The 21016-nt window shown below is 72.5% G+C and carries 13 protein-coding genes; 4 read left to right on the top strand and 9 right to left on the bottom strand.

Going from position 1 to position 21016, the window contains the following annotated elements; all coding sequences use genetic code 11:
* Positions 1-104: 104 nt before the first annotated feature.
* The 7 genes from serA to HCC61_RS20220 form a co-directional block, all read right to left on the bottom strand.
* Positions 105-1694, bottom strand: coding sequence for a phosphoglycerate dehydrogenase (gene serA / locus HCC61_RS20250; RefSeq protein WP_169137316.1), 1590 nt, complete (start codon positions 1692-1694; stop codon positions 105-107).
* A gap of 261 nt (positions 1695-1955) precedes the next feature.
* Positions 1956-4643 carry a glycoside hydrolase family 3 protein gene (locus HCC61_RS20245; protein WP_169137314.1) on the bottom strand — a complete coding sequence of 896 codons (2688 nt, stop codon included), beginning with the start codon at positions 4641-4643 and terminating at the stop codon, positions 1956-1958.
* A 302-nt stretch (positions 4644-4945) separates the two neighbouring features.
* Positions 4946-5944 carry a ketol-acid reductoisomerase gene (gene ilvC, locus HCC61_RS20240; RefSeq protein ID WP_169137312.1) on the bottom strand — a complete coding sequence of 333 codons (999 nt, stop codon included), beginning with the start codon at positions 5942-5944 and terminating at the stop codon, positions 4946-4948.
* A 145-nt stretch (positions 5945-6089) separates the two neighbouring features.
* Positions 6090-6614 (bottom strand): acetolactate synthase small subunit, encoded by a 525-nt coding sequence (ilvN, locus tag HCC61_RS20235; RefSeq protein ID WP_169137310.1) that lies wholly within the window; start codon positions 6612-6614, stop codon positions 6090-6092.
* Positions 6615-6652: 38 nt separating this feature from the next.
* The gene (locus HCC61_RS20230) at positions 6653-8521 is read right to left on the bottom strand and encodes an acetolactate synthase large subunit (RefSeq protein ID WP_169137308.1); all 1869 of its coding nucleotides are present in this window, start codon (positions 8519-8521) and stop codon (positions 6653-6655) included.
* A gap of 286 nt (positions 8522-8807) precedes the next feature.
* Positions 8808-12632: a bifunctional diguanylate cyclase/phosphodiesterase gene (locus HCC61_RS20225; protein ID WP_346777297.1), complete on the bottom strand. Its 3825-nt coding sequence runs from the start codon at positions 12630-12632 to the stop codon at positions 8808-8810.
* A 415-nt stretch (positions 12633-13047) separates the two neighbouring features.
* On the bottom strand, positions 13048-14025 hold the full coding sequence (locus HCC61_RS20220; protein WP_169137304.1) for a 2-hydroxyacid dehydrogenase: 978 nt from the start codon (positions 14023-14025) through the stop codon (positions 13048-13050).
* 271 nt (positions 14026-14296) lie between these two features.
* Between HCC61_RS20220 and HCC61_RS20215 the strand changes: the two genes are divergently transcribed.
* The 4 genes from HCC61_RS20215 to HCC61_RS20200 all read left to right on the top strand — a co-directional run bounded on the left by HCC61_RS20215 (position 14297) and on the right by HCC61_RS20200 (position 17357).
* Positions 14297-15301, top strand: a complete 1005-nt coding sequence (locus tag HCC61_RS20215) for an aldo/keto reductase (protein ID WP_169137302.1) — start codon at positions 14297-14299, stop codon at positions 15299-15301.
* A 249-nt stretch (positions 15302-15550) separates the two neighbouring features.
* A complete protein-coding gene (locus tag HCC61_RS20210; protein ID WP_206322786.1) occupies positions 15551-16720 on the top strand; it encodes a PQQ-dependent sugar dehydrogenase in 1170 nt (389 codons plus the stop codon).
* A gap of 47 nt (positions 16721-16767) precedes the next feature.
* Entirely contained in the window at positions 16768-17097 is a 330-nt protein-coding gene (locus HCC61_RS20205) for a DUF6191 domain-containing protein (protein WP_169137055.1), read from the top strand.
* Positions 17097-17357 (top strand): DUF6191 domain-containing protein, encoded by a 261-nt coding sequence (locus tag HCC61_RS20200; protein ID WP_169137300.1) that lies wholly within the window; start codon positions 17097-17099, stop codon positions 17355-17357. The genes HCC61_RS20205 and HCC61_RS20200 overlap by 1 nt, the downstream gene beginning before the upstream one ends.
* Before the next feature lie 113 nt (positions 17358-17470).
* Here HCC61_RS20200 and HCC61_RS20195 read toward each other — a convergent pair whose 3' ends face one another.
* Together HCC61_RS20195 and HCC61_RS20190 are read right to left on the bottom strand one after the other, a co-directional pair.
* Positions 17471-20623: an AAA family ATPase gene (locus HCC61_RS20195; RefSeq protein WP_346777296.1), complete on the bottom strand. Its 3153-nt coding sequence runs from the start codon at positions 20621-20623 to the stop codon at positions 17471-17473.
* 140 nt (positions 20624-20763) lie between these two features.
* Positions 20764-20928, bottom strand: a complete 165-nt coding sequence (locus HCC61_RS20190; RefSeq protein WP_169137299.1) for a hypothetical protein — start codon at positions 20926-20928, stop codon at positions 20764-20766.
* Positions 20929-21016: the final 88 nt, after the last annotated feature.

The raw sequence follows: 21016 nt of genomic DNA, 5'->3' as shown, positions 1-21016 counted from the left end.
GTACGGGCTGCGTACGGGGCCACCCGCAGCCCCTTGAACAGGCGCGCGCCCGGGCGGCTTCGTCCTCACCGCCCGGGCGCGCCCCGGTGTGCTTCCGCTTCAGGTCAGTCGGAGAGGTCCACGCTGCGCGCGGACGTCGCCCCGATCTCGCCCTTGATCTCGGTGAGGACCGGTGCCGGGATGTCGTCGTCGACGGTGAGCGCCACCAGCGCCTCGCCGCCCGCGACCGCGCGGGCCACCTGCATGCCGGCGATGTTGATGCCCGCCTCGCCCAGGATGCGGCCGACGGTGCCGACGATGCCGGGGCGGTCGGCGTAGCGGAAGAACGCCATGTGCTCGGCGAGCGTCAGGTCGACGTCGTGCTCCCCGACCGCGACGATCTTCTGCTGGTGCTTCGGCCCGGCGAGCGTCCCGGACACGGAGACCTCTTCGCCGCTGCTGAGGGTGCCGCGCACGGTCACCATGTTGCGGTGCTCGTTGGACTCGCTGGACGTGGTGAGCCGCACCTCGACGCCGCGCTCCTGTGCGAAGAGCGGCGCGTTGACATAGCTCACCGTCTCGTCGACGACGTCCTCGAAGACGCCCTTGAGAGCGGAGAGTTCGAGGACCTTCACGTCGTGCTGAGTGATCTCGCCGTAGACCTCGACGTCGAGGCGGACCGCGACCTCTCCGGAGAGGGCGGTGAAGATCCGCCCCAGGCCCTCGGCGAGCGGCAGCGCAGGACGTACGTCCTCGGCGATGACGCCGCCCTGGACGTTGACGGCGTCCGGCACCAGCTCGCCCGCCAGCGCCAGGCGCACCGACTTGGCAACGGCGATGCCCGCCTTCTCCTGGGCCTCGCCGGTGGAGGCGCCCAGGTGCGGCGTGCACACGACCTGGTCGAACTCGAAGAGGGGCGAGTCGGTGCACGGCTCGCTCGCGTAGACGTCCAGCCCGGCGCCCGCGACGCGGCCCTCCTTCAGGGCGGAGGCCAGCGCCGCCTCGTCGACGATGCCGCCGCGTGCGGCGTTGACGACGCGGACGCTCGGCTTGACCTTGTGCAGCGCGTCGTCGCCGATCAGACCGAGGGTCTCCGGCGTCTTCGGCAGGTGCACGGTGATGAAGTCCGAGACCTCCAGCAGCTCGTCGAGCGAGAGCAGCTTCACGCCCATCTGCGCGGCCCGGGCGGGCTGCACGAACGGGTCGTAGGCGACGACCTTCATCCCGAACGACGACATCCGCTGTGCGACGAGCACGCCGATGCGGCCGAGACCGACGACGCCGAGGGTCTTCTCGCTCAGCTCCACGCCGGTGTACTTGCTGCGCTTCCACTCGCCGTTCTTCAGCGCCGTGTTGGCCTGCGGGATGTTGCGGGCGCTGGCGATCAGCAGGCCGCAGGCGAGCTCGGCGGCGGTGACGATGTTGGAGGTGGGAGCGTTCACCACCATCACGCCGGCCTTGGTGGCGGCCGGGACGTCGACGTTGTCCAGCCCGACTCCGGCGCGGGCGACGACCTTGAGTTTCGCTGCGGCGGCCACCGCCTCCGCGTCGACCTTCGTGGCGGAGCGGACGAGGATCGCGTCCACGTCGGCGATGGCGGTGAGGAGTTCGGCCCGGTCGGCACCGTTGCACTGCCGGATCTCGAAGTCCGGTCCGAGGGCGTCGACGGTGGCGGGCGAGAGCTCTTCGGCGATCAGTACTACGGGTTTGCTCACGTGGTCTCCAGTATGGGGGCACCCCCGGGCCCGAGGCCCAGGGGGAGGATCATCCTCGCTGCGGGCAGCGGCGGGGAGCACGGCCGCGTCCCGGCGACCGTGGACAGTGGAGGGGGTCATCCCCGCGGGGCGGCGGCGCAGGGCAGACGCACGACGCTGTGAGCCTGTGGCGCGCTTGGCTTGTCCGTGCAGTGTAGCTACGTACGCACGGTGCGGGCTGCCCCTCCCCGTAAACGATCTTCGACGGGCGGGCGCGGGGCATCACGCCGGGGCGCTGTCGTCCGCCCCCGCACGCACGCTCACCTCCCCGCGCACATCGCGGCTGGAGTGCGCCGTGAGCAGGCGGTACTCACCGGCAGGGGTGCGCCAGACCCGGGAGTCCTCGTACCACACCTGGAAGGCGCGGGGCTCGACGGCGACGACGGCCCGCACGGTCTCGCCGGGCGCCGCCTCCACGACGGTGAAGCCGGCGAGCGAGCGCAGCGGCCGGTGCGGACGGTCTTCGCCCCGCGGCGGCTCCACATAGACCTGTACGACCTCACGTGAGGGCCGGTCGCCCTCGTTGCTCACGGGCACCGTCACCTCCAGCGGCTCGCCGTCGCGCCAGGGCCCGGCGGACGGCTCTCCGTACGACCAGTCCGCATAGCCCAGGCCGTAGCCGAACTCACGGGCGGGCTCGCGGCCGAGGCGGTCCCAGCCGCGATGGCCGACGTCGAGGTCGTCGGTGTAGTCGATCACGCCGTCGCGCGGTACGCCGTCGGGCACCGGGACGTCCTCGGCCGCGGCCGGCAGCGTCCACGGCAGCCGCCCGGAGGGTTCGCACGCGCCGGTCAGCACATCGGCGAGGGCTCCTCCGGCCTCCTGGCCCGGCAGCCACCACCACAGCACCGCCGGTACGTCCTCCAGCCACGGCAGCAGTACGGGCGCGCCCGCGTTGACCACGACGACCGTTCGGGGGTTGGCCTCGGCGACGCGGCGCACCAACTCGTGCTGGCGGCCCGGCAGTCCGAGGTCCGCACGGTCCCAGCCCTCGGACTCCGACTCCGGGTTGGTGCCGACGACCACGACCGCCGCCTCCGCCTGCCGGGCGGCCTCCACGGCCTCCGCGATCTCCGCGTCCGGGCCGGGCTCCGGCGGCAGATGGCGCAGCTCCAGGCGTGCGAAGCGGCCGAACGAACCCACCTCGACGACCTGCACCGTCGCCGACAGCGTCAGCTCCAGGCCGGACTCGGGCACGGAGATCCTCCGCACCCGGCCCTCGGGGCTGCCGGCCGAGGCGTCGAGCAGGACCTCCTCGGCCACGCGGCGGGTGCTCTCGCTGAGCAGTTCGCCATCGATCTCGACGCGGTGCGCGCCGACGGGGGCGACCTCCAGCAGATGCTCGCCGGGCTCCTCCAGCCGCAGCCGCGCCTCGGCCCGTACGTACGAGGCCCCCTCGGGCAGCTCCCGCGGCGGACGCAGTGAACCGTCCCACGGAGCGGTACGGGTCAGTGCGGTCAGCTGCCTGCCGTCGGCGTCGTGGACGGTCAGCTCCACGGACCCGCCGGACAGGGCGCCGGGCTGGACGAGCGGTGCGTGGCGCAGCGTGCGGCCGCCGCGGTGCGCGGTGATCTCCGCGGACGGGAAGGCCTCGCGCAGCGCGTCGAGCGGACGGCTCAGATGCGGCGGCGTGACGTGCGCGCTGCCGCCGCCCTGGACGAACGGGTCGAGCGCGTTCGCGCCGATGAGCGCGATGCGGGAGGTGCCGGGAGGCAGCGGCAGCAGTCGGTCCTCGTTGCGCAGTACGACGGTGGCGCGGGCGGCGGTCCTGCGCAGCAGGGCGCGGGTGGCGGGCTGGTGGCCGGACGGCTGCTCGACGGAGGACGTGCCCTCCGCGGGCTCGGGCAGCGGCCCGGAGTCGACCGGCGTACGGGAATCGGGCGGAGCGCCCGGACCGGACGGGGCACCCGGACCGGACGGGGCACCCGGACCGGACGGGGCACCCGGACCGGACGGGGCACCGGGACCGGACAGTGCATCGGGTTCGGACAGCGCGCCGACCCGGGCCGCGAGCCGCAGGATGCGGCGCACCTTGTCGTCCACGTCCTCCCGCGGCACCTCGCCCGCGCGCACGGCTTCCAGCAGCGCGTCGCCCTCGGCCCACGGACCGTCCGGGCCGGGCATCACCAGATCGAGGCCGCCCACGGCCGAGGCGGCGGTGCTCTTCGTCGCGAGCCAGTCACTGACCACGACACCGTCGAACTCCCATTCCTCCTTGAGGAGTTCACGCAGCAGCCAGCGGTGCTCGGTGGCGGGCGCGGGCCCGTCCCCGTTCGAAGGTCCCAGGTCGAGTCCGTTGTAGGCGGCCATGACCATCCACACCCCGGCGTCCTTCACCACTCGCTCGAAGGGCGCCAGATAGACCTCGCGCAGCGCACGGGCGCTCAACCGCGAGTAGTAGGAGGCGCGTTCGGTCTCCGAGTCGTTGGCGACGAAGTGCTTCACGCACGCGCCGACTCCCTGCCGCTGGAGCGCGGTCACATAGGGGACGGCCATGCGCCCGCTGAGCAGCGGATCCTCGGAGAAGCACTCGAAGTGCCGCCCCGCGAGCGGCGTCCGCTGAAGGTTGACCACGGGTGCCAGCACCACGTCCGCGCTCTTCGACCGCGCCTCGGCGGCCATCAGCGTGCCCGACTCCGCCGCGAGCGTCTCGTCCCAGGTGGCGGCGAGAGCGGACGGCGCGGGCATCTGCGCGGAGGTCGTGGAGGCGAGCCCCCTGCCCCGTACGCCGATGGGCCCGTCGGAGAGCGTGACCGCCCGCAGCCCGGCGGACGGCAGCGGATACAGCATCCAGATGGTCTCACCGGTGAGCACCCGCACCCGGTCCTCGAGACTCAACCGGCCCAGCAGCGCGTCGAGTCGGTCGTCGGTCGGCCGGCCCGACGGTACGGGCCTGCCAGCGGCGGTCATCAACTGCCTCCCGGTGGACGTCGTTGCGGCGCACGGCCGCTTCACCGCACGCATCCTCCCCAGGCATGGCCGTCCGAACCACGACCGGCACCGCGACCGCACGGGCGCAAAGGCCCACGGGCCCACGGGCCCACGGGAGTTCGGGAGTTGGGGAGTTCGGGATCCAGCGGCAGAGTTCGTACGCCGTCCCGGCCCCGCGCCCTCACATCCCCGCAAACGCGCCCGCCCTGTCTCCCCGCCGACGTGGGCGGGGAGACAGGGCGGGCACAGGCACTTCGGGTCGCCCGGCGGCGCGAGCCGCCTTACGCGTCCTCGTCGACCCAGCTCATCAGCCCGCGCAGCTTGCGGCCCGTGCTCTCCAGGAGGTGGTCGTTCGCGGCCTTCTTGTACTCGTTGTACTTCGGCAGGCCCGCGTTGTACTCCTTCATCCAGTTGTTGGCGAAGCTGCCGTCCTGGATGTCGTCGAGGAGCTTGCGCATCTCGGCCTTGACCTGGTCGTTGATGATGCGCGGACCGCTGACGTAGTCGCCCCACTCGGCGGTCTCGGAGACGGACCAGCGCATCTTCTCCAGGCCGCCCTCGTACATCAGGTCCACGATCAGCTTCAGCTCGTGCAGACACTCGAAGTACGCGATCTCCGGCTGGTACCCGGCCTCGACCAGCGTCTCGAAACCGGCCTTGACCAGCGCCGACGTACCGCCGCACAGCACGGCCTGCTCACCGAAGAGGTCCGTCTCGGTCTCCTCGGTGAAGGTGGTCTTGATGACGCCGGCGCGGGTGCCGCCGATGCCCTTGGCGTAGGAGAGCGCCAGCTCGAACCCGTGCCCCGTCGCGTCCTGTTCGACGGCCACGATGCACGGAACGCCGCGGCCCTCCTCGAACTGGCGGCGCACCAGGTGGCCCGGGCCCTTCGGCGCGACCATGCACACGTCGATGTTGCCCGGGGGCTTGATGAACTCGTAGCGGATGTTGAGGCCGTGGCCGAAGAAGATGGCGTCGCCGTCCTTGAGGTTCGGGGCGACGGACTCCTTGTAGACCTTGGCCTGGATCGGGTCCGGGACGAGGATCATGATGACGTCGGCCTCGGCGGAAGCCTCGGCGGGAGTGGTGACCCGCAGCCCCTGCTCCTCGGCCTTCGCGCGCGACTTGGAGCCCTCGTGCAGGCCCACCCGCACATCGACGCCGGAGTCGCGCAGGGACAGCGCGTGGGCGTGGCCCTGGCTGCCGAAGCCGAGAACCGCCACCTTGCGGCCCTGGATGATGGACAGGTCGGCGTCGTCGTCGTAGAACAGCTCGGCCACTTGGGAAATCTCCTCTTTCGGGGTCCGGGGGCTACCCCGGGTCGTTCTGAAGGGGTTTTCGAAGGGGATGCGCCGCCCAACCTACGACGCCCGTACGGCACGTACGCCGCGGGGTCGCCGGCCGGTGCCGCGGTGGCGCGCCGCGCTACGCGGACCGATCAAGCGCGCGCAGGCTCCGGTCTGTGATGGAGCGGGCGCCGCGCCCGACGGCGATGGTCCCCGACTGCACCAGCTCCTTGATGCCGTACGGCTCCAGCATCTTGAGCATGGCGTCGAGCTTGTCGCTGCTGCCGGTGGCTTCGATGGTGACGGCCTCCGGCGATACATCCACGGTCTTGGCGCGGAAGAGCGAGACGATCTCGACGATCTGGGAGCGGGCCTCGTTGTCGGCACGGACCTTCACCAGAACGAGTTCACGCTGGACGGCCGAGGCCGGATCCAGCTCAACGATCTTGAGAACGTTGACGAGTTTGTTGAGCTGCTTGGTGACCTGCTCCAGCGGCAGATCCTCCACGTTCACGACGATCGTGATACGGGAGATCTCGGGGTGCTCGGTCACGCCGACCGCGAGCGAGTCGATGTTGAAGCCGCGGCGGGAGAAGAGCGCGGCGATCCGGGCGAGGATGCCGGGGGTGTTCTCCACCAGGACGGAGAGCGTGTGCTTGGACATCTGTCGTTCCTTCTCTGGATGCTTCCTGAACCCTCGGCTCACTCTTCGTCGTCGCCGAAGTCGGGGCGGACGCCGCGCGCCGCCATGACCTCGTCGTTGGAGGTGCCCGCGGCCACCATCGGCCAGACCATCGCGTCCTCGTGGACGATGAAGTCGACGACCACGGGGCGGTCGTTGATCGCGTTGGCCTTCTCGATCACCGCGTCCAGCTCCTCCGGGTCCTCGCAGCGGATGCCGACGCAGCCCATCGCCTCGGCCAGCTTCACGAAGTCGGGGCAGCGGGTGCCCTTGTTGGGCTGCTGCGCGTCCTCGTCGCCGGGGCCGGTGTGCAGCTTGGTGTTGGAGTAGCGCTGGTTGTAGAAGAGCGTCTGCCACTGGCGGACCATGCCCAGCGCACCGTTGTTGATGATCGCGACCTTGATCGGCACGCCGTTCAGCGCGGCCGTGGCCAGCTCCTGGTTGGTCATCTGGAAGCAGCCGTCGCCGTCGATGGCCCACACCGTGCTCTGTGGCCTGCCGACCTTGGCGCCGAGCGCCGCGGGCACGGCATAGCCCATGGTGCCCAGGCCGCCGGAGTTGAGCCAGGTCGCCGGCCGCTCGTAGCCGATGTAGTGGGCGGCCCACATCTGGTGCTGGCCGACGCCCGCGGCGTAGACGGTGTCCTCCGGGGCCAGCTCGCCGATGCGCTCGATGACCTGCTGCGGGGAGAGGCTGCCGTCCTCCGGCAGGTCGTAGCCGAGCGGATACGTCTCGCGCCAGCGGTCCAGTTGCTTCCACCAGTCCGGATAGCCGGCGGCCGCGGCGGAACCCGCGGTCACCTCGCTCATCTCGGCCTGCACTGCCACCACGAGGTCGGCGATGACCTCCCGGGCGTCGCCGACGATCGGCACGTCGGCGGCGCGGTTCTTGCCGATCTCCGCGGGGTCGATGTCGGCGTGCACGATCTTGGCCAGCGGCGCGAACGAGTCGAGCTTGCCGGTCACGCGGTCGTCGAAACGGGCCCCGAGCGCGACGATCAGGTCGGCCTTCTGGAGCGACGTGACGGCCGCGACACTGCCGTGCATGCCCGGCATGCCCAGGTGCTGCGGGTGGCTGTCGGGGAAGGACCCGATGGCCATCAGCGTCGTCGTCACCGGGGCCCTGGTCAGCTCGGCGAGCACCTTCAGCTCCGCCGTCGCCTTCGCCTTGACCACGCCGCCGCCCACGTACAGCACGGGCCGGCGGGCCTCCGCGATCAGCTTCGCCGCCTCGCGGATCTGCTTGGCGTGCGGCTTGGTCACGGGACGGTAGCCCGGCAGGTCGCAGACGGGCGGCCACTCGAAGGTCGTACGGCCCTGAAGCGCGTCCTTGGCGATGTCGACCACGACGGGACCCGGGCGGCCGGTCGAGGCGATGTGGAACGCCTCGGCGATGGTGCGCGCGATCTCGTCGGGGTCGGTGACGAGGAAGTTGTGCTTGGTCACCGGCATCGAGATGCCGCAGATGTCGGCCTCCTGGAACGCGTCCGTGCCGATCGCCCCGGAGGCGACCTGCCCGGTGATCGCGACCAGCGGCACGGAGTCCATGTGCGCATCGGCGAGGGGCGTGACCAGGTTGGTGGCGCCCGGGCCCGAAGTGGCCATGCAGACGCCGACCTTGCCCGTGGCCTGCGCGTACCCGGTGGCCGCGTGGCCCGCGCCCTGCTCGTGCCGCACCAGCACGTGACGCACGCGGTCGGAGTCCATCAGCGGGTCGTAGGCCGGAAGGATGCATCCACCCGGGATGCCGAATACGGTGTCGGCGCCGATCTCCTCGAGCGAGCGGATGAGGGACTGGGCGCCCGTCATCCCGGCCGGCGCGGCCTTCTGCTGTCCGACGGTACGGGCCCGCGGCTGCGGCTTGGGGGCCGCGGTGGACTGCTCGGTCATCGGTGATCTCTTCTCGGAGATTGAGGGTTGACGCTCGTGTCGTGCGGTGAGTGGTGAACTCGGTGGCTGCGGCGGCTGCGGCGGCTGCGACCTCTGTGACGCCTGCTGCGGCGGAGCCCGCGCTCCGGCGCTGATGCAACAAAAAACCCCTCGTGCCGTGAGGCAAGCGAGGGGAGCGCGTCGCTGTGGTCGCAGGTCCTACGGAACCCGGTCAGTCGACGCGCTTTCCAAGTACGAGAATTCGGGTGCGCATGGCACAGACCCTCCCCCCAGCGCACTTTCCGTGTCAAGTGGGTGGGACGCGCGTCTCAGCATGCGAGCGGGGGTGCGGGGCCGGGGTGACCGGGGCCACATCCTCCCGCATGTCCCCCGACACCAGCCACGGCTGCATGCTCTCCCGCAGCTCCTGCAATCGTACGGGCAGGGCCCCCGCGACCACGACCGAGCGGCCGGCCCCGCGGGCCCCCTGGGCGAGCCCGCCTCTGCCGCCCGCCGCCGCGCCTCCCGAAGGCCCGGAGGGCTGCGGGCCGCCGCACCCGGGCAGACCGCGTGCGAGAGCACGCTCGTCGGGCACGGGCAGGACCCCGCGGGAGAGCGCATGCCGCAGGCGGTGCTCGTCGAGCGGTCCGGAGAAGAGCGTGCCCTGGGCGTGGGTGCAGCCCATCTCCCGTAGCAGCACGGCCTGTTCGGGCAGATCGACGCCCTCGGCGACCGAGGTCAGACCGAGATCGCCCGCGATGCGCAGCAGCCCCTTGGTGATCTTGCGCTGTCTCGCCGAGTCCACGATGCCCTCGATGAGGGCGCGTTCGAGTCTCACGATGTCCACGGGCAGCCGCCGCAGGGCCGACACCGCCAGCGGTCCGCCGCCGAAGCCGTCGAGTGCGATACGGGCGCCGAGGCGGCGCAGTGCGCTCAGTCTGGCCTCCAGCTCGTCCAGGCCGGAGCGGGTGTCCGTGCCTGTCAGCTCCAGGATCAGCGAGCCGGGAGGCAGCGGCCGCCGGGCCGCCACCCCCTCGACCGTACGGCCGCTGCGCGCGGGCTCCATGAGCGATACGGCGGGCAGCCGCACGGAGACGGGCACATGGAAGCCGGCGCTCTGGCGCGCCACCGCCTGCTGCACTGCCTCCTCCAGCAGCCGCTGGCCCGCCTCGGCGGCTCCCCCGGAACGGGCCGCGGAGACCGTCGCCGTCTCCATGTGGACGGCTCCGGCGGCGTCGCCGCCCCCGGCCGCATGCGTGAACTCGGCGGGAGTGAACAGGACGCCCTGCGCCGAGCGTCTGCGCGGGAGCGCCGTCACCGCCGCGATCCTGCCACCGGCCAGCGCCACGACGGGCTGGTGTAGCAGCGTGAACTCGCTTCCGGCCCGCGCCGCGGCCGCCCTCACGGAAGGGCTCACGGCCTCGTGCGTGTCTCCGACGGCGCCGGGGTGACCGGAGCGGCCGGCCTGGCCCGCCGGAAGGGCACGGGCGGTGTCCCCGCGCCGGTGCTCCTCCGCCGCGCCAGCCGTGCCGGCCGTGCCGGCGCCGGGCGCCGGGCCTCCGGACGTGCTCTGAGCGGTGCTGTGCGGTGTGCTCACGGGGACGGTCGGCGTCGTGCTCTCCGGGCTCTCCGGACTCTCCGGGCTCGTGGAACTGTCCGGGCTCTCGGGGGTGTTCGGAGTGCCCGGGCGCTCGGTGGTGCTCCGCGACTCGGCGGCAGCCCCTGCCGGAACTCCTGCCGGAACTCCTGCCGAAGCCCCCGCCGAAACCGCTGCCGACGAAGCCGCCGACACCTCTGCGGTCCCTGCGGGCGTCCCCGCGGCGACGGCCGCCGCCGCGCCCGATGCGCCCTCCTCCGTCCGCGGCGCATACAGCTCGACCCTGGCCTTGCCCGCCTGCTTGGCGCGGTACATGGCCAGGTCCGCGTTGCGCATCAGCGCCGTGGGAGAGATCCCGGGCTCGGCGAAGGCGATGCCGATCGACGCGGCGATCCGCACCTCTCTGCCCTCCACCCGATAGGGCTCGGAGAGCGTCATCCGCAGCCGGTCGGCGATCTCGTGGATGCGCAGCTCGCGTTCGGCGGCGGCGTGTGTGCTCGGGTTGCCGTCGCCGAGGATGAGCACGGCGAACTCGTCGCCGCCGAGCCGGGCCGCGGTGTCCCCCGCCCTGACCGACTCCTGGAGGCGGCGGGCCGCCGCCACGAGCAGCTCGTCGCCGCCCTGGTGGCCGATGGTGTCGTTGACGGCCTTGAAGCCGTCGAGGTCGATGAAGAGCACGGCGTGCTCGCTGTCCCCGCCGCGCCGCCCGACCAGGGCCTTGCGCACGCGCTCGGTGAACAGCGCCCGGTTGGGCAGGTCGGTGAGCGGGTCGTGGGACGCGTTGTGCTGCAACTGCGCCTGGAGACGGACCCGTTCGGTGACGTCACGGCTGTTGAAGATGAGGCCGCTGCGGTAGCGGTTGACCGTCGACTCGACGTTCAGCCAGTGGCCGCGGCCGTGCCGGATGCGGCACTCGATCCGCGTCGACGGCACCTGCTGGTGGGACGTCGCGAGGAAGCGGCGCAGCTCGTGCAGTACGCGGGCGAGGTCCTCGGGGTGGATGAGCGCGGCGAGTTCGGAGCCGATGAGGGCGTCCGCGTCCCTGCCGTAGACCCCGGCCGCCGCGGGCGAGACATAGCGCAGCATGCCCGTCGGGGAGGCGATCATGATGACGTCGCTGGAGCCCTGGACCAGGGACCGGAAGTGGTTCTCCTTCTGGGCCAGTTCCTGGGTCAGGCTGATGTTGTCCAGCAGCATGATGCCCTGGCGTACGACGAGGGCGAGCACGACCGTGCAGGCGGTGAAGAGCACGACGCGGTCGATCTCCCGCCCGGAGACCGCGTTGTAGAGGATCCCCAACGTGCAGACCGCGGCGGCCAGATACGGCGTGAGCGCGGCCAGGGAGCCCGCGATCGGGCGGCTCGGGCTGTCGTCGCCGTGGAACTCACGGTCCGCGACGCCGAGACGGTCGCGGCCTGCGGCGCTCCCGGCGGATCGTGCGGCCCGCGCGGACTGAGCCGCCTGAGCCGCCTGTGCCGCCTGCCGCTCGCCCTTGACCCACGGCGCGTACGCCAGCAGCAGCGAACCCGCGAACCATCCGGCGTCGAGCAACTGCCCCGAGGTGTAGTGCTCCCGGAGCAGCGGAGAGGTGAACAGGGCGTCGCACAGCACGGTCAGCGCGAGAGCGCCGATCGCGGTGTTGACCGCCGAACGGTGTGCGGCGGAGCGCCTGAAGTGGAGCGCGAGCACCATGCTCACCAGCACGATGTCGAGCAGCGGATACGCCAGGCTGAGCGCCGCGCGGGCGACCGAGTCGCCCTCCCAGTACGCGGTGTGCACGAGCGCGAGCGACCAGGAGATCGTCAGCAGCGAACCGCCGATCAGCCACGAGTCCAGGCCCAGGCAGACCCAACCGGCGCGTGTGACGGGCCTCTTGGCCAGTACGAGCAGGCCGATGATGGCGGGCGGCGCGAAGAGCAGGAAGCAGAAGTCGGCGGCGCAGGGGCGGGGCACGGGCTGGTGCAGCACCACCTCGTACCACCCCCAGACCGCGTTGCCCGCCGCCGCCATCAGCGACGAGAGCGCGAACAGCAGCCATGCCGGGCCCAGTTGGGTGCCGCGGTGCGCGCGGGCGTATCGCACGCAGGAGGCGGCGGCGAGGATCCCGGCGGCGCTCAGCCCGAAGTCGCCCATGATCAGCGACAGTTGGCGCGAGCCCCACCCGAAGGCCGCGCCGATCGCATAGCCGCCGCACAGTGCGACGAGCAGCAACTGCGGCAGCACGCTCACCGACGGGGCGCACCTGCGCGCACCGGCCGGCTCACCCGCGGGCGCAACGGTCCGCGCCGCGGGGACCGCACTTGCCTGCCCGTCTCCCTGCCCGTCGCCGTGGCCGCTTGCGTGCTCGCGCTCCCGCACCGGCGCACCGAGGACGGCCGTGCCGGTCGCGGTGGCACCCGCCCCCAACGGGCCGCCCTCGGGCGGCACTTCACCGCCGTGCGGCGACCCGGCGCGCGTCGACGGCGGAGCGAAGGCCGGCGCACCGGCCGGTGTGCGCACAAGGCTCTGGCGCGTGGCCGCGCCCCCCGGGGTCACCGGGTCCTCCTCTGGGACGGAGGCTTCTCGTACCTCCGGTCCGCGCGGACGCGGCACAGGCACACGGACATGCCCGCGCTCCGGCCCCGCCCCGGGACCGGCCGACGGCAACTCGTCCGTGGCGTACTGCGTTTCGTCCACCGGCAATTCGTCCATTGGCCGCGCATTCGCCCGTCGCCCCCCTCGTGTCCGGGTTCGCCCCCCTCTTGGAGGTTACACCAGAACCGTCACAGAGGGACATAGTGCCGATACAGAACGTGACGACCAGGGACGTTGCGGATACGGCGAGCGCTCGTACGCCTCCGGAGAGTATTTTTCGGTGCTTTGGGGAAGCCTTATGGGCGACTCCGGGCCCGCCGGGAGGCAACTCCCGCGGCCCGCAGGGTCATCGGGGCAACTCCTGCGCCCCGCAGGGTCATTGGGCCACGGCCACCGTGTGCTCCAGCGGTTCACCGCGCGCCCAGCGGCCCAGCTGATCGCGCAACAGCCGCTTGGCGCGCGGCAGGAAGGCGGTCGTCGGACCGCCCACGTGCGGGGTGATGAGCACCCCCGGCGCGTGCCACAGGGGGTGCCCGGCGGGAAGCGGCTCCGGGTCGGTGACGTCGAGCGCCGCGCGCAGCCGTCCCGATTCCGCCTCCGCCAGCAGGGACTTGGTGTCCACCACACCGCCGCGCGCCACGTTGACCAGCAGTGCGCCGTCCTTCATTCGGGAGAGGAACCCGGCGCCCGCCAGCCCCCGCGTCTCGTCGGACAGCGGCGTGCAGAGGATCACCACGTCGGCGTGCGGCAGCAGCCGGGGCAGGCTGTCCAGCGCGTGCACCGGACCGTGCGGCGCTTCACGCGCCGTGCGTGCCACCCGCGTCACCTCCGCCACCTCGAAGGGCAACAGCCGCTCCTCGACGGCCGAACCGATCGCCCCGTAGCCCACGATGAGCACGGACTTGTCCGCGAGCGCGTCGTAGACGCCGGGGGTCCACTCCTCGGCGTCCTGCGCCCGTACGAACAACGGCAGGCGGCGCAGCGCGGCCAGCGTGAGCGCCAGCGCCAGCTCCGCGGTCGAAGCGTCGTGCACGCCGCGGGCGTTGCACAGCACCGTGCCGGCGGGCAGGTCCGGCAGGGCGCCCGCGACATGGTCTATCCCCGCCGTCAGGGTCTGCACCACGCGCACCCGCGGCATCTCCGGCAGCGGGCGTACGGCGACGGCCTGACCCTTCATGTAGGGGACGACGTAGAAGGCGCAGCGGGCCGGGTCTGCGGGGAACTCCTCGTCGCCGTCCCAGAAGTGGTACGTGAGTCCGTCGGGGAGTCCGTCGATCTGAGCGGGCGGAATGGGCAGCCAGACGTCCGTGGCGTCCGGTGATGCGGATTCCTGCGGTCCGGGTGAAGGTGCCATGGTCAGAGGCTAAATGCTTCGGCCGGGTACGCGGACGGTGCGGGACGGCGGCCGTACGGACGCGACCGGGGAATAAGGCCCGAACGAGAGCCCGAACGAGGGCCGGGACAACGGCCGGGACAACGGCCGGACAAGGGCGGAACAGGGGCCGGGACAGGGCCGTAATGACGCTCGGACGGGGGCCGTTGGCGCGGCGGGGACGGGGTGCCTCGTCCGCCGCTGTCGCCGGCAGGGTTTAGTTTGGGGTCCGTCAGAGGGGAGTCGGGTCCAGGTGGAGCGCAGGGCAATCGGCGCGGCGGCGCTCGGAGTCGGTGCGATCGGCCTCGGCTGCATGCCGATGAGCTGGGCGTACTCCACGTCCGAGCAGAGCGGCGAGGAGTCGCTCCGTACGGTCAACGCGGCGCTAGACCGGGGCATGACGCTGCTGGACACGGCGGACATGTACGGGCCGTTCACCAACGAGCTGCTGATCGGGCGGGTGCTCAAGGAGCGCCGGCACGACGCATTCGTCTCCACCAAGTGCGGTCTACTCGTGGGCGAGCAGCACATCGTCGCCAACGGCCGCCCCGGCTATGTGAAACGGGCCTGTGACGCTTCGCTGCGCCGCCTCCAGACCGACCACATCGACCTCTATCAGCTGCACCGCGCCGACCCCGAGGTCCCGATCGAGGAGACCTGGGGCGCCATGTCGGAGCTGGTGACCGAGGGCAAGGTCCGCGCGCTGGGCTTCAGCGCGGTCGGTGCGCGGGCGGATCAGCGCGCCCGCGACACCGCGTCCGGTATGCACGCCGCGACGATCCGGCAGCTGGAGCGGGTGCAGGGCGTCTTCCCCGTGAGCGGCGTACAGGCCGAACTGGCCGTCTGGTCACGGGAGGCGCTGGATTCGCTGCTGCCGTGGTGCGTTTCGCACGGTGTGGGTCTCATGGCCGCGATGCCGCTGGGCAACGGGTACTTGAGCGGCACCCTCACGCCCGGCGGCGGCTTCGAGGAGGACGACGTACGCGCCAGGCACCCGCGCTTCACCGCCGAGATGATGGCCGCCAACCAGCCCGTCGTGGCAGGTCTGCGCCGGATCGCGGAGCGGCACGACGGGGCGACGCCCGCGCAGGTGGCGCTCGCGTGGCTGCTGGCCCAGGGGACGCAGGTGATCCCGCTGCCGGGCGCCAAGAAGGAGCGCTGGGTCGTGGAGAACGGCCAGGCGGCGGACCTGGAGCTGACACCCGCGGACATGGCCGAGCTGGACGCGCTGCCCGCGGCGCAGGGCTCGTGGGAGTAGCGGAGTAGCGGAGTAGCCGCCGACGCGTGACGCGACGCCCGCCACCCCTTGCCGCCTCTTCCCGCCTCCGCTCACCTCTTCTCGTCTCCTCTCGTCACGGTCCCTCGCCGTCGCCCGGGCACCCCGCCGGGCCTCAGTACGCGCATCCGTACGGGAAGTTCCGCCGCACCCGGCACCGCCGCCCTCGATGTGGTGTGCTGAGTCCACCGTTCACGCTGTGCTCCGAGCACACACCGACTCCGGGAGGCGCTGCCCGTGCGAAGCCGTTATCTGCCGTCCGTACGAGCCGCCGCGGCAGGGTTCGCCGCACTGGCGCTGCTGACCGCGGGCTGCTCCGACGACTCCGGCGGTCCCTCCGGTGAGAAGTCGTCCCCGGCCTCGCCGAGCGGCGGGTCCGGTCCGAACGCGACGGCGTCGGCCGCGCCCGCGAAGGGCTCCGTGAAGGTGGAGCGCACCCTCACGACGAGGCTCAAGTCGCCGTGGGGGCTGGCGCCGCTGCCCGGCGGCGGTCTGCTGGTCTCCCAGCGGGACGACGGCAAGATCGTCCGGGTCGACGAGCGCAGCGGCAAGAAGACCGAGGTCGGCACCGTGCCGGGAGTGCAGGCGAGCGGCGAGGGCGGCCTTCTCGGCATCGCCGTGCCGCCCGACGACGCCAAGATGGTCTACGCGTATCTGACCACCGCGTCCGACAACCGCATCGTCCGCATGCTCTACGACCCGAAGAAGCCCTCCGGCGACCAGCTCGGCGCCCCCGACACGATCCTCAAGGACATCCCCAAGGGCGAGATCCACAACGGCGGGCGCATCGCCTTCGGCCCGGACAAGATGCTCTACGCCGGTACGGGAGAGTCCGGGCAGGGCGGCCTCGCCCAGGACAAGAAGTCGCTCGGCGGCAAGATCCTCCGCATGACGCCCGAGGGTGAGCCGCCCGGCCAGGGCAACCCCGAGTCCGGTTCCGTCTTCTACACCTACGGCCACCGCAATGTGCAGGGTCTCGCCTGGGACTCCGAAAAGCGCCTGTGGGCAAGCGAGTTCGGGCAGGACACCTGGGACGAGCTGAACCTCATCCGCCCCGGCAAGAACTACGGCTGGCCCGACGCCGAGGGAAAGGCGGGCAAGTCCGGCTTCGTCGACCCGCTGGAGCAGTGGCGCACGGCCGACGCCTCCCCCAGCGGCATCGCGATCGTCAAGGGCTCGGTGTGGATGGCGGGCCTGCGCGGTGAGCGGCTGTGGCGCATCCCTCTGAAGGGCACGGCACCGGCCGCCCGGCCCCAGGCCTTCCTGAAGGGGAAGTACGGGCGGCTGCGCACCGTCGTCGCCGACGGCAGCGACGGCCTGTGGCTGATGACGAGCGAGACGGACGGACGCGGAAGTCCGGAAGGCGGCGACGACCGTATCCTGAAACTGAAGGTGAGCTAGGCACGGGTCCGTCTCGGGCCCTGGGCCGGCCGCCGAGCGGAGGACCGATGTTCAACCTGATCGAGGAGCTCTTCTCCCCGGGCCGCCGGCACACCGAGGACGAACGCCGGCGGCTTGAGCACACACGGGTCGAAGAGGGCAGCAACGATCCGGGGCAGGGTCCGATCGACCTCACCTCGGGGCATGTGCTGATCCGCCCTCCGCAGCAGCGGAGCGCGGAGACGGACACAGGCGCGGACGCGGGCACGGACACCGACGCAGGCACGGACACCGATCAGGACGCGGATACAAGCGGGGAGACGGATACGGGCGCGGAAGCGCGCAGCGGCGTGGGCGCCGAAGCGGGCAACGGCCAGGACGGCGACAGGAGCCGGTGATGGACATAGCGGGCAATATCTTCCTTCCGAGCCAGCAGCACGCTCAGCACGAGCAGCAGCGGCTGGAGCACACCTACGTCGTGGAAGGCGCCGCCGACGGCAGCAACCACCGCGGCCACGGGCCCGTGGACCTGGGCTCCGGAAAGATCGTGATCGCGCTCCAGGAGCAGCACGCCATCCTCCCTGCGCGGCCGAAGGTCGAAGAGGAGGCGGAGGGGGACGACTCGGGCGACGGCGGGGACCCGCCCGACCTCCCCTGACCCCCGTCTCTCCGCGCAGCGATCCCCGTCTCCGAGCGCAGCCGCCGTCTCCGAGCGCAGCCGCTCCGTGCGGGCCATTCGTCCGTCGGCACGGGCCCGGGCCGCATAGGCGCTCAGCCCGCGGCGGACCGCTTCTCCACGCCCGTCACGTCCGCGACGGGCGCTGAGTCCGTCGGACCCGTCACGTCCGTCAGCAGCCGCAGCCGGTAGGCCATCGCCGCCGCCTCGCCGCGTCCGCCCACGCCCAGCTTCGCCAGGATGTTGGAGACGTGCACGCTCGCCGTCTTGGGCGAGATGAACAGCTCCTGCGCTATCTGCCTGTTGCTGCGGCCCGCGGCCACGAGGTGCAGCACGTCGCGCTCGCGCTGCGTCAGCCCGAAGGTGTCCGCGGGGCCCTCCGCCCTGGCCGGCGCCCCCGCCGCTTCCGCCCGGGAGCCGCCGGGCACCGCCTGCGCGGCCGGCGTCACCGGCAGCCGTGCCCGTACCGACAGCTGCTCGATCTCCGTACGCAGCGGCTGCGCTCCGAGCCGCACCGCGACCGCGTGCGCCGCCGCCAGCAGCTCGTTCGCCCGCTCCCGCGCCTCCGCACGTGCCTGCGCGCCGTCCTCCAGCAGCGCCTCCGCCCAGCGCTGACGGGCCAGCGCCAGGTGATACGGACGCTCCTGCGCCTCGAAGGCCCGCGTCACCGCCTCCCACGCCCCGGGTGCCGAGCGCCCTTCCGCACGCTCCGTCTCCGCCTTGACCAGCGCCGAGTGCGCCTCCCAGACGGGCGCCGGGTGCGGGAGCCGCCGTACGGCCGTGCGCAGCTCCGTCAGCACGGCGGCGCGGCCCTCCTCGGCGGCGGGCAGGCCCCGCAGACCCGCCTCGTGCACGGCGGCGGCGTGCAGCAGCGGCCAGGCGTAGCGGTGCGTGCCCGGCGGGAAGCCCGCCTCGATCGCGGCCCTCAGCTGAGCCCGTACGACCGTGAAGTCGCCGCGGCCCGCGGCCACTTCGAGCGCGAAGTGCCGGAGCTGGACGGAGGCGTGCGTGGACGCCGCATGGCTGCCGAGCGCCTCGCGGGCCGCCGCCGCGGCCGCCTCCAGCGCCTCCAGGTCGCCGCGGCCGAGCTGGAGATGGGCTCGCATCAGGGCGGCGAAGCCCCTGGTCTCCGCCGAGCGTGCGGCCGCCGAGGCCTCCTCCGTGATCCGGGCGGCCTGCGCCCACTCGCCCATCGCGTACAGCGACTCGGCCTGATTGCCGAGCGCGAAGCCGCGCAAGTCCGGGCGCCCGTGCGTCGCCGCGCCCTCCGCGGCACGAACGGCCGCAGCGACCGCCTCGCTGGAGCGGCCCATGGACTCCAGCTCCGTGGCGATGTTGATGTCGGCCCGCCCGACGACTCCGAACGCGCCCGCCCGCATGGCCTGTTCGCGTGCGTGGGTCATCTCGGCGATGCCCGCGTCCAGGTCTCCCGACTCGGCCATCAGTATGCCGAGGGTGATGCGGCCCTGAAGCTCGATGACCGTGGCGCCCACGACGCGGGCCAGCTCGACGGCCCGTACGGCCGTGCTCATGGCGTCGGGGCCGGGCCGGTGCATCATGCCCCAGCCGGCCGCACTGGTCAGCACGTCAGCGTGGACGGCGGACGGCGGCAGTCCGCGCACCAGCTCCTGGGCGCGGGCGATCTCGTCCCAGCCGTCGCCTCGGCCCAGCGCCTCGACGCTCCTGGAACGGCTGACCCAGAACCACGCACAGCGCAGCGGGTCGGTGTCCTCGTCGAGCAGGTCGAGGGCGCGCCTGGTGAGAGCGAGGGCACGCTCGACGTCGCCGCCGGTGCGCGCCGCGACGACGGCCTCGGCCAGCAGGTCCATGAACGAGAGCGATTCCGCCGCCGGTTCGCCGGGGCAGCCGTCCGGCCGTGGATAGACCTCCACCTCGTCGATCGGACGCAGCCGCTCCCGCACCTCGGCCGGTGCCTCGTGCCACAGCTCGATCGCGCGCTCCAGCAGCTGGTGCTGCTCGGCGAAGGCGTGCCTTCGGCGGGCCTCGACGGCCGCCGCGAGCACGGCGGGCAGCGCCTTCGCGGTGTCGCGGCCGTGGTACCAGTAGTGCGCCAGCCGCGTCGTGCACTGCTCGGACCGCACGAGCGACGGGTCGGCCTCCAGGGACCGGGCGTAACGGCGGTTGAGCGCCGCTGCCTCGCCCGGCAGCAGGTCCTCGCCTACGGCTTCGCGCAGCAGCGCGTGACGGAAGCGGTAGCCGTCGCCGTCGTCGGTCGGCAGCAGCACGTTCGCACCGACGGCCACCCGCAGCGCGTCCAGCAACTCGGCCTCGGGGAGGCCGCAGACGGCGGCCAGCAGGGCGTGCTCGACGGCGGAGCCGCCCTGCGCGGCGATTCTCAGCACCTGCTGTGCCCGCTCGGGCAGCGCCTCCACCCGTACGAGCAGCAGATCGCGCAGGGAGTCGCTGATGCCGCAGGTCGCGCAGTTCGCCGTGAGCTCCTCGACGAAGAACGGATTGCCCTCGGAGCGCTCGAAGATGACGCCGGCCTGCTCCGGGTCGGGCTCGGGCACGCCCTGGATCGCGGCTATCTGCGCGTGCACCTCAACGCGGGTCAGGCGCGGCAGTTCGACGCGGCGGACGCTGCGCAGCCTGTCGAGCTCCGCGAGGAAGGGCCGCAGCGGGTGACGGCGGTGGATGTCGTCCGAGCGGTACGTCGCGAGGAGGACCAGCCGGCAGGTGTGCACCGAGCGGAAGAGATAGCCGAGCAGCTCGCGGGTGGAGCGGTCCGCCCAGTGCAGGTCCTCCAGGGCGATCACGACCGTACGCCCCGTGGCCAGGCGCTCCAGCAGCTGTGCGGTCAGCTCGAAGAGGCGGGCGCGGCCGTCCTCCTCTTCGTACGCCTCGGCGCGCGCCGCTCCGGGACTGCCGGGCGCGGGCGCCAGATCGGGCAGCAGACGGGCCAGCTCCGCCTCCCGGCCGGCGACGGCCGTGGAGACGGCGGCCTCGCCGAGGGCGCGGTGCAGACCGCGCAGCGCGGTCGCGAAAGGCGCGAACGGCAGCCCGTCCGCGCCCAGTTCGAGACAGCCGCCGACGGCGGTGACCGCACCGGCTGCGGCCGCGGCGGACAGGAACTCCTCCAGCAGCCGGGTCTTGCCCACTCCGGCCTCGCCGCCGAGCAGCAAGGCCTGCGGCTCGCCCGCGTCGGCGCGGGCGAGCGCTCCCGTGAGCAGCGTCAGCTCGTCCTCACGGCCCACGAATACGGGACTGATGGTGGAATGACTGGACACGTCGTACAGCATGGCATCGGCCACCGACATCGCGTCAGCCGCTTTCCGCCACGGTCCTTCCGGCCGGGGCACCGACGCGTTCCCCGTTCCCCGCAGCGTTCCCCGCAGCGCGACGACTCCGCCGCTCGCGGGAGCCGGGCTCATGCGGTACGGAACCAGTAGCGGCCCGCACGGCGTGCCAGGCGCCGGGACTCCTCGTGGTGCTGGCGGCCGCTCTCCACGGCCTCGCGGGCTCGCCGTTCGGCGGCCGCCTTCGCCCGCAGTTCGGCGATGCGGAGGAAGCCCGCCTCGTAGCCGTAGTACATCTCGCACTCCCCTGGTGTCGACGGATCGGACTGCTTCGTCCGGTGTCCACGGTCGTCTCCCAGGGGGGTGTGCCACATCGGGCGTCTG

The sequence above is a fragment of the Streptomyces sp. HNM0575 genome (genome assembly GCF_012726265.1).
Classification (GTDB): Bacteria; Actinomycetota; Actinomycetes; order Streptomycetales; family Streptomycetaceae; genus Streptomyces.
The sequence above is the reverse complement of the archived record's forward strand: the minus strand, read 5'-3'. Positions and strand labels throughout refer to the sequence as shown.